Origin of the sequence: Hyphomonas sp. (assembly GCF_013823385.1) — a bacterium.
Taxonomy (GTDB): Bacteria; Pseudomonadota; Alphaproteobacteria; order Caulobacterales; family Hyphomonadaceae; genus Hyphomonas.
In genome coordinates this window covers 1-12,702 of the sequence record NZ_PNMA01000002.1, presented here as the reverse complement: position 1 = coordinate 12,702, position 12,702 = coordinate 1, and the positions used below count along the sequence as shown (strand labels likewise).

At 64.7% G+C, this 12,702-nt stretch carries 11 protein-coding genes; 7 read left to right on the top strand and 4 right to left on the bottom strand.

Translation table 11 applies throughout. The features are described 5' to 3' along the window. The first annotated feature begins 30 nt into the window (after positions 1-30). Positions 31-1,005, top strand: a complete 975-nt coding sequence (locus tag C0456_RS01880; protein WP_291047702.1) for a cyclase family protein — start codon at positions 31-33, stop codon at positions 1,003-1,005. Positions 1,006-1,009: 4 nt separating this feature from the next. Here the strand turns inward: C0456_RS01880 and C0456_RS01875 are convergent, their stop codons facing one another. Together C0456_RS01875 and C0456_RS01870 are read right to left on the bottom strand one after the other, a co-directional pair. Continuing rightward, positions 1,010-1,837, bottom strand: a complete 828-nt coding sequence (locus tag C0456_RS01875) for an alpha/beta hydrolase (protein WP_291047701.1) — start codon at positions 1,835-1,837, stop codon at positions 1,010-1,012. A gap of 136 nt (positions 1,838-1,973) precedes the next feature. Then, a complete protein-coding gene (locus C0456_RS01870; protein WP_291047700.1) occupies positions 1,974-4,457 on the bottom strand; it encodes a TonB-dependent receptor in 2,484 nt (827 codons plus the stop codon). 176 nt (positions 4,458-4,633) lie between these two features. Here C0456_RS01870 and C0456_RS01865 point away from each other — a divergent pair, with 176 nt between their 5' ends. The 3 genes from C0456_RS01865 (at position 4,634) to C0456_RS01855 (ending at position 9,000) form a co-directional block, all read left to right on the top strand. Further along, entirely contained in the window at positions 4,634-5,446 is an 813-nt protein-coding gene (locus tag C0456_RS01865) for an SDR family oxidoreductase (RefSeq protein WP_291047698.1), read from the top strand. A gap of 119 nt (positions 5,447-5,565) precedes the next feature. After that, on the top strand, positions 5,566-7,266 hold the full coding sequence (locus tag C0456_RS01860) for an acyl-CoA dehydrogenase family protein (protein ID WP_291047697.1): 1,701 nt from the start codon (positions 5,566-5,568) through the stop codon (positions 7,264-7,266). A gap of 87 nt (positions 7,267-7,353) precedes the next feature. Continuing rightward, on the top strand, positions 7,354-9,000 hold the full coding sequence (locus C0456_RS01855) for a TIGR00341 family protein (RefSeq protein ID WP_291047695.1): 1,647 nt from the start codon (positions 7,354-7,356) through the stop codon (positions 8,998-9,000). Here the strand turns inward: C0456_RS01855 and C0456_RS01850 are convergent. Both C0456_RS01850 and hisI read right to left on the bottom strand, forming a co-directional pair. Continuing rightward, entirely contained in the window at positions 8,990-9,889 is a 900-nt protein-coding gene (locus tag C0456_RS01850; protein ID WP_291047694.1) for an N-acyl homoserine lactonase family protein, read from the bottom strand. The genes C0456_RS01855 and C0456_RS01850 overlap by 11 nt on opposite strands. A gap of 28 nt (positions 9,890-9,917) precedes the next feature. After that, a complete protein-coding gene (gene hisI / locus C0456_RS01845) occupies positions 9,918-10,313 on the bottom strand; it encodes a phosphoribosyl-AMP cyclohydrolase (protein WP_291047692.1) in 396 nt (131 codons plus the stop codon). A gap of 120 nt (positions 10,314-10,433) precedes the next feature. Between hisI and C0456_RS01840 the strand changes: the two genes are divergently transcribed. The 3 genes from C0456_RS01840 (at position 10,434) to C0456_RS01830 (ending at position 12,380) form a co-directional block, all read left to right on the top strand. Next, a complete protein-coding gene (locus tag C0456_RS01840; protein ID WP_291047690.1) occupies positions 10,434-11,267 on the top strand; it encodes an enoyl-CoA hydratase in 834 nt (277 codons plus the stop codon). Between the two features lie 2 nt (positions 11,268-11,269). Then, entirely contained in the window at positions 11,270-12,166 is an 897-nt protein-coding gene (locus tag C0456_RS01835) for a hydroxymethylglutaryl-CoA lyase (RefSeq protein ID WP_291047688.1), read from the top strand. Between the two features lie 79 nt (positions 12,167-12,245). Beyond that, the gene (locus tag C0456_RS01830) at positions 12,246-12,380 is read left to right on the top strand and encodes a hypothetical protein (RefSeq protein WP_291047686.1); all 135 of its coding nucleotides are present in this window, start codon (positions 12,246-12,248) and stop codon (positions 12,378-12,380) included. Positions 12,381-12,702: the final 322 nt, after the last annotated feature.

Sequence of the window (12,702 nt, the reverse complement as noted above, 5' to 3'; positions counted from 1 at the left end):
CTCCCAGAAACAGAAAATCGGGAGGAAGCGATGAAGAAGGTTCTGATGGCATCGGTGCTGCTGGTGGCGGCGTGCGGGCATATGGCGGCGGATGAGGCCGCGCCGGCGCCGGCGCCGGGGGCAAAGGGGGCTGCGAAAGAGGTCTGGTATCCCTCCCGCTATGGCGCGGAGGACCGGATCGGGGCTATGAACCTGCTCTCGCCGGAGAAGACAGCCGAAGCTGCCAAGCTGATCACCACGGGCAAGACCTATGCGCTGGGCCAGGTGACCGGGCGCAAGACGCCGGCATACGGGCCGCGCAGCTTCTCCATGACGATCCTTCAGCTCTCGGACGGATCGGGCACGCCGCTGGGCGAGAACAAGGCGGTGGGCAATGACGATCTCGTCAACACCTATATCGGCATCGGCAGCCAGATTGACGGGCTTGGCCATATGGGCATCGACCATCGCTATTATAACGGTGTGCCGGTGGCGGACTTTGTGACGACCGGCGGGCTTACCCAGTTTGGCACGCATGATCTGCCGCCGATGGCGACGCGCGGCGTGCTGCTGGACATGACCAAGCAGTTTGGCAATCCGGTGCCTGCCGGAACAGCTTTCAATAAGGCGGAGATCGACGCGGCGATGGCGGCGGCCGGTGTCAGCATCGGGGAGGGGGATGTGGTTCTCTTCCATACGGGCACGATGAAGGCCAATGAAGGTTCTGCCGATCTTCCGCCGACGGAGCCAGGCCCTGGCGTGGAAGGGGCGCAGTATCTGGCCGATCTTGGCGCCGTCGCGGTGGGCGCCGATACCTGGGCGCTGGAAGTGATCCCGTTCGAGAAGGAGGCCCGGCCGTTTGATGTTCACCTGACACTGCTGGCCAAGAATGGCGTCTACATCCTCGAGAATATGGTGACGCATGAACTGGCCGAAGACGGTGTGACGGAGTTCTTCTTCACGCTGGGCACGCCGCGCCTTGAAGGCGCCGTTCAGGCGATCATCAACCCGGTGGCCATCCGCTAACGGATCATGCTTTCAGGAAGGCTGTGATCTCGCTGGCGAGGGTTTCCGACAGCGCGTCGGCGAGATCATGGCCCCAGCCCGGAAGGGCCTTGAAGCGGGCGCCGGGAATGCGCCGGGCGATGTCTTCGCCGGCCGCCGGGCGCACCAGCGGATCATCGCTGCCGTGCAATACGAGGGTAGGGGCCGTGACGGCGCCGAGACGGTCATGCCAGCGGGGCTGGGCCTGAATGGCCGTGAACTGACGGATGACGCCAAATGGCCGGTCCGAGCGGTGAAAGTCCTCAATCGCATTGCGCCGGATGGTATCTGCGCTGTTGCGCAGATGCGGCGCCGAGCCGATGGCGTGCTGGGCTTTCACGGCGATGTCGGCGATGGCCTCGGGCGTGCGCTGCATCGGCACGGCGGTCAGCGCGGCGAGGGCTTCCTGGGTGGGCGGGGGCAGGTTCGGGGCGCCGGACGAAGTCATCATCGCAACCAGCTTGTGAACCTTCTGCGGATGGTCGAGCGCCATCAGCTGGGCAATCATGCCGCCCATCGACATCCCGACAATATGCGCGCGCTCAATGCCGAGCGCTTCCAGCAGGCCGGCGGCATCGGCGGCAAGGTCGTTCAGGGTATAGCTGGAAAAGCCGCCCATTTCCTGGGAGAGGCCAATATCCCGGTTGTCAAACCGGATGACATGGAAGCCAGCCTCGGCAAGGCCCTGGCGGAAGGCGTCTGGCCAGCGGGTCATCTGGAAGGCAAAGCCCATCACCAGCAGGATGGCCGGGTCGGCCGGATTTCCCAGCGTGTCATATTCCAGTTCAATGCCGTTGGCGCGGATGCGGGCCATAGTGTTTCCCCCCAAGGATCGTGTGCTGGCGCCGGACAGTAGGGGCGGGCCAGAAGAGATCAAGCGCTGCCCTCAGGGCAATGAAAAACGCCGCCCCGGAAGGGCGGCGTTTGTTGGTAAGCGGAGGGATCGCGCCTTAGAATTTCAGGGTAGCCTTCGTGTAGACGAAGCGGCCCGAATAGCCGAAGGGCGAGTAGGTGGAGAAGGGCGTATTGCCCGTTCCATTCTGCGCTGCCGGGGCCGCATCGGGATACTCGTCCAGGATGTTGTCGGCGCCGAGGGCGAGCGTGAGGCGGTCGTTCCAGGTGTAACGGGCTTCCAGATCGATGACCGTTTTCGGATCGAGCGTATAGTCGCTGGCCGGGTTGGAGTTGGGCACCAGCACTTCACCATAGCGGATCGCGCGCAGGGTGGCGGCGAAGGGGCCGCGTTCCCAGTCGAGCTGGCCGGTGAACTTGTCCTTCGGGGCGCCTTCTTCGAGGGTCAGGACGTTGACGCGGCCGAAGAGGACAGGGGCCGGATTAAGCGCTGCCAGTTGCGGAACGGCCGGCACTTTCGTCACTTCGGTCTTGTTGAAGTTGGCGCCGAGCGTGCCGCGGAAGGTGCCGATTTCCGTTTCCGGGAAGGCGTAGTTGGCGATGATGTCGACGCCCGTGGTTTCGGTGTCGACGCCGTTCAGGAAGAAGCGGCCGCCGCCCGAACCGACGAAGCCGAGCCCTTGCAGGTAAGCCTGAACGTTGGCTGCGGTGAGGTTTTCCGACAGGACGATACGGTCTTCAACATCAATCCGGTATCCATCGACCGTGAGGTTGAAGGCGCCGGCACGGAAGACGAAGCCGAGGGCGTAGTTGACCGACTTTTCTGCATCCAGCGGAGTTGCGCCGAGCGCGATGGCCACCGGATCGTCCACCGTGAAGGTGGTGATGTCGAAGGGCACGCCGCCGATGAAGTTCGTCGAGGTGGTGGTGAAGTATTGCTGCTGCAGCGACGGGGCGCGGAAGCCGTTCTGGATCGAGCCGCGGACTGCGAAGCTCTCGGTCAGATCGTAACGGGCTGCGAGCTTGCCGGTGAGGGCTTCGCCGAAGTCCGAATAGGATTCGCCGCGCACGGCGCCGGAGACGAGCAGCTTGTCGGTGACGTTGGCTTCAAGGTCGACATAGATACCGACGGCGGTGCGGTCTTCGTCACGCTCGTTTTCGGGGCGGAAGCCGGGGAACACCTGGGCGCCAGACGCGGTCGGGGCGCCGCCGAGCAGCACGCCGCCATTGCGGTAGGAGTCGGGCTCGCCTGCGAAGATTTCGTAGGTTTCCTTGCGCGCTTCCACACCCCAGGCCACGTTGAGATCGGAGGCGAGGCCGTCCATGGCAAAGCCTTTGACGAAGCCGATATTGGCCACCAGCTGCGAGCCTTCAAAACCACCGGCGTCGAAGGAGGTCTTGGATGCCGGGCCGATCGAGCGGTTCAGCGTGTCGATGATCTGGAACTCCATCTTGTTGGAGCCATAACCGAGCGAGGCATCGACATCCCAGCCGGCCCAGTTGAAGCGGGCGCCGCCGAGGGCCGAATAGTCCGTAGTCGTCGGGTTGATCTTCGGCAGGAAGCCGTTCGGGTAGATCTCGATGACGTTGCGGGCATCATTGGCGCGGCGGAAGAAGCCGGCAGACACCGTTTCGCGGTCCTGGAAGCTGCCCCAGCCATAAAGCTCGACACCGTTGGCGAGGGTGTAGCCTGCATTGGCGAAGAAGCTCAGCTGTTCGAGGTCGGGCTCGCCGGTCCAGCCATTGAAGCGATTGATGATCGCTTCGCCTTCCGGGAAGACGGTCGGATATTGCTGGCGGCTGTCATAGCCGGAGCGTTCGGTGTGGTTCTGGTCCTTGTATTCGCCGGTGATGGTGAGGAAACCATCTTCGCCGAGGCTGTAGCCTTTCCAGCCGGCGACGGTCAGGACATGGCCGTCCGAGCGTTTGCGGCTGACCGTGCTGCCGGGATTGGGCACGCCTGCGGCGGTCGGGGCGATGACCGGTGTCGTATATTCGGTTTCGCGCCAGCCATAGCTCGCCTGGACTGCGCCGCCGGTATTGGCTTCGCGCAGGCGGACGTTGACCACGCCGGCAATCGCGTCGGAACCATAAAGGGCCGAGGCGCCATCGCGCAGGACTTCCACGCCGCCAACGGCCAGCGAGGGGATGGTGTTGAGGTCAACCGCCGAAGCGCCGCGGCCGATCGAGCCGTTGACGTTGACGAGGGCGGCGGAGTGGCGGCGCTTGCCATTGACGAGCACGAGGGTCTGGTCGGGCGCCAGGCCGCGCAGGGCGGCGGGGCGCACGGAGTCGGTGCCATCGGTCAGGGCAGGGCGGGGGAAGTTGTAGGAAGGCAGGTTGACGGAGAGCGCCTGGTTAAGCTCGCCGACGCCGATATTCTGGATGGTCTCTGCGGACACCACGTCTACCGGGGCGGCGGTATCGAGGGCAGAGCGGTTGGCAACGCGGGTACCGACGGTGACGACGGTATCGAGGGTTCGGGCAGAGTCGCCTTCCTGTGCCTGTGCCCAGACGGGGGCTGCGGCGGCGGAAAGCGCAACAACGGCAACGGCCGCTGATAGGGCTGTTTTAAATTTCATGGGGTCACTCCGTGTGCGTGTGTGCCGGCTTGCCGGCGGGTGGTTGTGGAAACCTGAACTGACCGTAAGGTGAGGGCGGCGTAGCAATCAACAAGGAGGCCGCGCTAACGCCATGCTTTAGTTATGCTTTTGTTGCATTTCTGACACAACTCACGAAGCGAGCATGAAAAATGGGCATGAATAGGCGGCTTTGCCTCATCACGGGTGCCTCTTCCGGCATAGGTGCTGAGTTTGCGAAGCAGTACGCAGCTTTGGGCTGGGACCTCGCCCTGACGGCGCGGCGGGTGGACCGGCTGCAGGTTCTGGCGGCCGAGCTGCATGCCCGCTACGGCGTGCTGGTGGAGGTCATTCCCGAAGATCTGGCCAATCCCGGCGCGCCGCCGCGGATCATGGCTGCGCTGGAAGGCAAGGGCCGGGAGATCGACGCGCTGGTCAACAATGCCGGCTACGGACTGCCCGGCACGTTTCTCTCCACCAAATGGGCCGAGCAGGCCGATTTCCTGCAGGTTCTCTATCTGGCGCCGGTGGAGCTGACGCACCGGGTGCTGCCCGGCATGGCAGCGCGGGGCTATGGCCGGATCATCAATGTTGCCTCTCTGGCCGGGTATGCGCCCGGCAGCGCCGGGCACACGCTTTACGGGAGCGTGAAGGCGGCGATGATCAAGTTCTCCGAGAGTGTCGCGGCCGAATGCGAGACGCTGGGGCATAAGGATGTTCATTGCACGGCGCTTTGCCCCGGCTTTACCTGGAGCGAGTTCCATGACGTCAACGGCATGCGCGAGACGACCAACAAGATGCCGAAATGGATGTGGATGGACGCCGCGCCGGTGGTGAAAGCCGGAATTGAGGCGGTCAACCGGGGCCAGCCGGTGGTGGTGCCGGGCCTGTTCAACAAGGCGGTGGCGACGCTGACCCGCCTTCTGCCGGAGCCGGCGGGCCGGGCCCTGGCGCATTCGCAGACGGCGCGCTACCGGAAACTGGAAGGCTGAGGCCAGGAGATGGACTCCGGCGCGATGTTGCGCCGCACAACATGGATATGCCAGAAAGCGCTTGCCGCCCTATCCTATTCGGCGACATGAGGCGGCAACAGATATGAGGGAGAGACGCGATGGGTGCAGTTGAGACGCTGGAACAGGGCCAGGGCACGGTTTTTCCGGGGCTTGTGGGCGTGCTGGCGGAAGCCGTCACCGCGCTCGACACCTATGCGGCCGCCGCGATTGCCGGGGCGAGGGGCCTGCTGGCCGGCGCTGACGGGAAACCGGATCGCGGCGCCTTCGAGCGCAACCAGCACATGGCCCATGGCCTCTCCTGGCTCGTCACCTATGTCGAAACGCTGCGCCAGGTTTCCGAATGGGCCGCGCGGCTTGAGGCTGAGGGCAGGTTCGGTGAGGCCGAGGCGCTGCTGTCCCAGATCCTGTTCAGCGAGTATTGCGCCCAGATCATTGGCGGCATTCCGATGAACCAGGGCGAGACGATCCGCCCGCATGAACTCGGCAGCCTTGAGGCGTCCGACGCACTGTTCGCCGTGCCGGTCATCCGCAAGCTGATCATCGAGGGCAAGAGCCAGGCAGTTCTTTCAGCCGCTGCTGCGTTGCTGCCCGATGCGCTGTCGCGCAATACGGTGGAGACCACCGGTCTCGACGAGACCATGGAAATGGTGCGCGAACAGTTTGCCAAGTTTTCCGCAGACCGGATCAAGCCGCACGCTCATGGCTGGCACCTGCGCAATGAATACATTCCCATGGATGTGGTCGACGAAATGTCGGAGCTCGGCGTGTTCGGGCTGACGATCCCCGAAGAGTTCGGCGGCCTCGGCATGGGCAAGACGGCGATGTGCGTTGTCTCCGAGGAACTGTCGCGCGGCTATATCGGGACGGGCTCTCTCGGCACGCGGTCCGAGATCGCTGCTGAACTGATCCTGATCGGGGGCACGCCCGAGCAGAAGGAGAAGTGGCTGCCCAAGATTGCCAGCGGCGAGATCCTGCCCACGGCCGTGTTCACCGAGCCCAATACCGGGTCTGACCTTGGCTCGCTGCGCACCCGCGCGGTCAAGTCTGCTGACGGCGCCGATTATATCGTAACTGGCAACAAGACCTGGATCACCCACCCTGTGCGCGCCGACCTGATGACGCTGCTGGCGCGAACCGATCCGGCGACGAACAATTTCTCCGGCCTCTCCATGCTGCTGGCGGAGAAGCCGCGCGGCACCGATGCCGAGCCGTTCCCGGCAGAGGGCATGACGGGCGGCGAAATCGAAGTGCTCGGCTATCGCGGCATGAAGGAATACGAGATCGGCTTTGACGGGTTCAAGGTGAAGGCCGAGAACCTGCTGGGCGGCGTGGAAGGCCAGGGCTTCAAACATCTGATGGCCACCTTCGAGAGCGCCCGTATCCAGACGGCGGCGCGCGCGGTGGGCGTGGCTCAGAACGCCTTCGAAACCGGGCTTCGTTACGCGCTCGACCGGCAGCAGTTTGGCCAGGCGATCTTCAAGTTCCCGCGTGTCTCCAACAAGCTGGTGATGATGGCGGCGGAACTGATTGGCGTGCGCCAGCTGACCTATTTCTCGGCGCGCCAGAAGGACAATGGCAAGCGGTGCGATCTGGAAGCGGGCATGGCGAAGCTGCTGGCGGCGCGGGTTGCCTGGGCGGCGGCGGACAATGCCGTGCAGATCCATGGCGGCAATGGCTTTGCGCTGGAATACACGATTAGCCGCATTCTGCAGGACGCACGTATCCTGAACATCTTCGAGGGCGCGGGCGAAGTGCAGGCGATGGTGATCGCCCGGCGCCTGGTTGAGGGTGGCAACTGAGCCTCGTTCCTTAGCGTAACACTTCAGTTGCGAGAGCGAGCTACACTGTGGCTTGCTTGAACGGACTCTCGTGAACGAGGACGGGACATGACCAATACTGCTGAGCACAAGCCGCCCCGGCGGCCGGAATGGTATCGCCGGCTGCGGGTGGCTCGTTGGCGCGGCATCCGCAGCATTGATCATATGGAAGTGGTCGATCACGTCCATGAAGAAGGCGGCGTCTCCGGGCGCTATCTTTTCATGACGGCAATGTCCTGCGGGATCGCCATTCTCGGCCTGCTTCTGTCGTCTCCGGCGGTGATCATTGGCGCTATGCTGATCTCTCCGCTGATGGGGCCGATCATGCTGATGGGCTTCTCGCTTTCGATCCTGGAGTTGAAAGCGCTGCGGGAGGCCATCCTCTCGCTGGCCATCGGCACCGGTCTGGCGCTTGGCACGTCTTTTCTGATCGTTTTCCTTTCTCCGTTGACGGATGTGACCCCGGAGATCCTGGCGCGGACGCGGCCGAATTTCTTTGATCTTCTGGTCGCTGTCTTCTCCGGTCTTGCGGGCGGTTATGCCGTGATCCACCGCAAGGGCGAGACGATCGTCGGCGTGGCGATTGCCACGGCCCTGATGCCGCCGCTGGCGGTTGTGGGCTATGGCCTTGCGACGGCGCAGTTCCAGCTCGCGGGCGGGGCCTTCTTTCTCTACATGACGAACCTTCTGGCGATTGCGCTCTCGGTGACGGTGCTGTCCCGCTTCTACGGGTTTGGCGAGCGCCACAGCCCGCAGCATAATTTCTGGCAGACCGGGCTGATCGTCGGCGTCTTCGTTGCCCTTTCGATTCCGCTCGGCCTGGCGCTGCGCGACATTGCCTATGAGACCCGCGTGCGGGATGTGGCGCGGGATTTGGTACTGGTCCCGTTTGAGGGCAGGGAAGCGCGGCTTTCCGATATGGATGTGGCGTTTCCCCGGCGCGGGGAACATCAGATCGTGCTGCAGGCGACCGTGCTGACCAATGACCGTGTGCCGGGCGCCGAAGCGGCGCTGGCGGAGCGGCTGGCAGAGCGGTTTCGCCGGACGGTGAAGGTTTCGATCGACCAGATTCAGGTGGACGACAACAACAACACCGCGACGGCGCGTTTCCTTCAGGCGGCGGAGTCTTCCCTTGGCGCGCCGCTGCGGGCCCAGATGTCCCAGTTCGAAGCCCTGGCTCAGGAACGCCGGACCGAGCGGGATCTGCGCGCCGCCTTTCCCTTCAATCTCGCCGCCGCAGACATCGACCCGCAGGCGCGCTCGGCTGTGTTCGCAGCCGCGCCGACCGAAGGGGTGACCCTGCCGGTCTGGCGCAGCCTGGAGGAAGGGCTGACGCGGAACTATGCCGACTGGACGATCTCAGTCGTACCGCCGCCGCTGGCGCTGCTGCCCATCCCGTTTGCGCCCAATGATGATGCGCTGGCCCCGCGCGCCGCCGATATGCTGGCCGATCAGGTCTGGGCCCTGCAGCGCTGGGGCGCGCGGCGGGTGGAGGTGGTGGCCTATCTTCCGAACGCCGTGGCGGCGCAGACATTTGACGAGCGGGCGCTGGGGCACCGCCGCGCCGCCCGCATCGCCGCCGTGCTCACGGAGGCGGGGCTTTCAGCCAGCATTGCTGGCGAATTCCGCCGGGGCGAGTTTGCCGGGCGGGAGGACCGGATTTTCATCCGGCCCGCCCCTCTGCCCGCTGAGGATGAGACGGCGCCTAGCGAATAGCTCCGCCCAGCGGCTCAATGTCAGCCGGCTCATGCTGGATGACGACCTTGGCGCCAAGGTCGGTGGCCCGCGCTTCGAATGCGGCCATCGAGGCGAGGGTATTCTCTTCGCTCGTGTTGAAGCGCGGCACGCGGCCAAGCTCGCGGCTCTCGGTGCGGTGATAGAGGTCGCCGGTCAGCAGGACCGGCCCGGTTTCCGGCAGGGTCAGCTGGAGCGATGAATGCCCCGGCGTATGGCCAGGCGTCTGGAAGATCACCACGCTGCCATCGCCGAACACGTCATGCCCATCGCTGATGATCTGTTTGTCCATCGCCTGGAACAGGGCGAAGTTTGCCGCCAGTGACGGGTCCGCCGGGGGCGAGCCATCGGCCGGGAACATGTAGTCATACTCGGTCTGGTTCACGAGCCAGGTGGCGCCCTGAACCTGATCGGCCTGGCCGATATGGTCGAAATGGGCATGCGAGATCGAGACATAGGTGAGTTCGGACGGCACCACGCCGAGATCGGCGAGCTGGTCTGTGATCGAGCGTTCGACCGATACGGTGAATATCTGCTGGGTGAAGGGCGGCAGGCCGACGAGCTGGGACGGCAGGCCAAGATCCCACAGCAGGCGGCCATTCGGGTGGTTGATCAGATAGCAGGTGTTCGTGAACTCGTCGGCCTGGCCAGCATAGTCGCCGGCCGAGGAGAAGGCATCGAGATCGGAGATGGCGATGGTGCCGCAATCGAGCACATCGACGTAGAGCGCCGGGGCGGCTGCGTCTGCGGTTTCGGCAGCAGGCAGGGGCGCTTCGGCAGAGGGCGTTTCGGCAGGCGGGGCGCAGGCAGCCAGAAGGGCGGCGGCAGCGCCGGTTAGCAGGCATTGGGTCAATGATGTGGGCAGGCGCATGGCGGTTCCTCCAGTTTTCGGCGGAACCCTAATCTGCCTCGCCGGGGAAGGATAGCGCAGAGCCGTCGACGCGCCGGTAGAAGCAGCTCTCCCGGTGGGTGTGGCAGGCCCCGCCGGTCTGACGGACTTTCAGCAGCACGGCATCCTGATCGCAATCGATGCGGATCTCGGTGACTTCCTGGATGTGGCCGGAGGTTTCGCCCTTGACCCAGATTTCGCCCCGCGAACGCGACCAGTAGGTGGCCCGGCCGGTCAGAATCGTTTTCTGCAGCGCCTCGGCATTCATCCAGGCGAGCATCAGCACCTCGCCGCTGACAGCATCCTGCGCGATGGCGGCGATGAGACCGTTCGCATCGAAGCGCGGGCGCAGCTCGGCGGTTTCGTCCTGCGCGCTGCCGGAGAGGGGAGGGAGGAAGCTGCTCATCGCCGCAGCGGTCGCCCATGGCCGCGCCCAAGTCAAGCGGCAGGGGAGCGTGGTTTTGCGTCTGCCCAATCCTGGGATACGGGTCTAGACTGATGCAGAGACCATAGGGAGAGACGAGCGATGAGCGCCTATCAGGAGATATTGACCGGGCTTTCAGACGGCGTGCTGACGATCACGCTGAACCGTCCCGACCGGCTGAACGCCTGGACCGGCACGATGCAGGTTGAGGTGGAGACCGCGATCCGGAAGGGCGGGGCTGACGACGCCGTGCGCTGCATCGTGATCACCGGGGCGGGGCGCGGCTTTTGCGCCGGGGCGGACATGAACGGCCTCCAGTCGATCCAGGCGAGCGCCGGGGCAGACTATAACGCGACGCGGCCTTCTGCCCCCAGGCCGCAGACGCCGTCAGAGCTCGAGAAGGTGTTCCCGGGCCGCTTTGGCCACATGTTTGCCTGCCCCAAGCCGATCATCGCGGCGATCAACGGGCCCTGCGCCGGTATCGGCCTGATCCTCACCCTCTTTGCCGACATGCGCTATGCCGCCGCCGAGGCGAAGTTCACCACCGCCTTTGCCCAGCGCGGCCTGATTGCCGAGCATGGCATTGCCTGGCAGCTGCCGCGCCTGGTCGGGGAAGCCCATGCGCTGGACCTTCTGTTCACCGCGCGCAAGTTTGACGGGGTGGAGGCAGAGCGGCTTGGCCTCGTCAACAAGGCGCTGCCCGGCAGTGAACTGATGGAATTTGTGGGCGAGACGGCCCGGCATCTGGCGACGCAGGTGTCGCCGCGCTCGGTAGCGATCATGAAGCGGCAGGTGCGCGAGAGCTATTTCCAGTCTTACGCGGCCTCGCTGGAAGTGGCCGATGCCGAGATGGAGGCGAGCTTTGCGACGCATGATTTCAAGGAAGGCGTGGCGAGCTTTGTCGAGCGGCGGGCGCCGGCATTTACAGGGAAGTGAGCATGGGACGGCGTATCGATATTGTGGAGGTTGGCCCGCGCGACGGGCTGCAGAATGATCCGGCCAATCTCAGCGTCGAACAGAAGCTGGAATTCATTGCGCGGCTGGAGGCGGCGGGCGTCCGGCGGATGGAATCGGGGAGCTTCGTCAGCCCCAAGGCCGTGCCGAAGATGGCGGATTCTCCGGCCGTGTTTGCCGGGCTCGACCGGACACGGACGACCCGCCACATTGCCCTGGCTCTCAACGAGACCGGCATGCGCCGGGCGATTGAGGCGAAGGCGGATGAAATCAATTTCGTGCTGGTGGCAGGCGAGGCGTTCGGGCGGCGCAACCAGGGCATGAGCCCGCAGGAGAGCGCCGACATGCTCAGCCATTGCGCCCCGCTGGCACATGAGGCGGGCATTCCGCTGACGGCGACGATCTCGGTGGCTTTTGGCGATCCGTATACGGGCGATGTGGATATCGCCGTGGTCGGCAGCCTTGCCGCGCAGGCGCAGCGGGCAGGCGTTGCCGAGCTGGCGCTGGGCGACACGATCGGGGCGGCCACGCCGTGGGACGTGCGCCGCGCGATCGACCGGGTACGGATCGAGGCGCCGGACGTGTTCCTGCGGATGCATTTCCACGATACGCGCGGTGCAGGCCTCGCGAATGTGTTTGCCGCCGTGGAGGCGGGCGTGGATGTGATCGATGCCAGCTGCGGGGGCATTGGCGGCTGTCCTTTCGCGCCGGCGGCGACGGGCAATGTGGCGACCGAAGATGTTGTCTGGATGCTGGAGCGGGCGGGATATGAGACGGGGCTCGACCTTGCGCGCCTGATCGAAACGGCAAAATGGCTGGAAACCGTGCTGGGCCACCCGGTCGCCAGCGCGCTCAGCCGGGCGGGGGCGTTCCCAGCCTAGGTAGTCTTACGCGGGTTTCCCCGGCGCCAGGCTTCTCGTATCTTCCGTTTGAGAATCTCAATGCTGGAGGAGGCCTCACATGCAGATCGGTAATCTGACGATTGATCCCCTGGCGGTGGGCGCGCTTGCAGGTTTCGGCGCCCTGATACTGGTGATGATCGGTATCACGGTCTGGATCCTGCGCCAGATGGGCAAGGCCGCCGGCGAGAAATAGGGCGCGCCTTTTCCCGGCGCCGCTGAGGATTGCCAAGGGCACGCAGGGCGTTCGGGCGCTCCTCCCGCTGCGCGCGGGCGATCAGCCAGGCGGGCGCGCCGCTGAGCCTCAGCAGGGCGGCGCGGTCTTCAGGGTAGCTGATCTGCGCATAATCCAGCCGGCGGTCTCGTTTTCGTCTTGCCATGAGTTTTTTCCATATGTCTGTATCCGGACTGGCGGGTGCCATCCGGGTTCGGATCAGTTCAGGTGGCCTTGCCAGCTGTCTTTCAGACAGCAGGCCTTCTCGGGGAAATCGCCGTGCGATTTCTGATCCCTCGAAGGG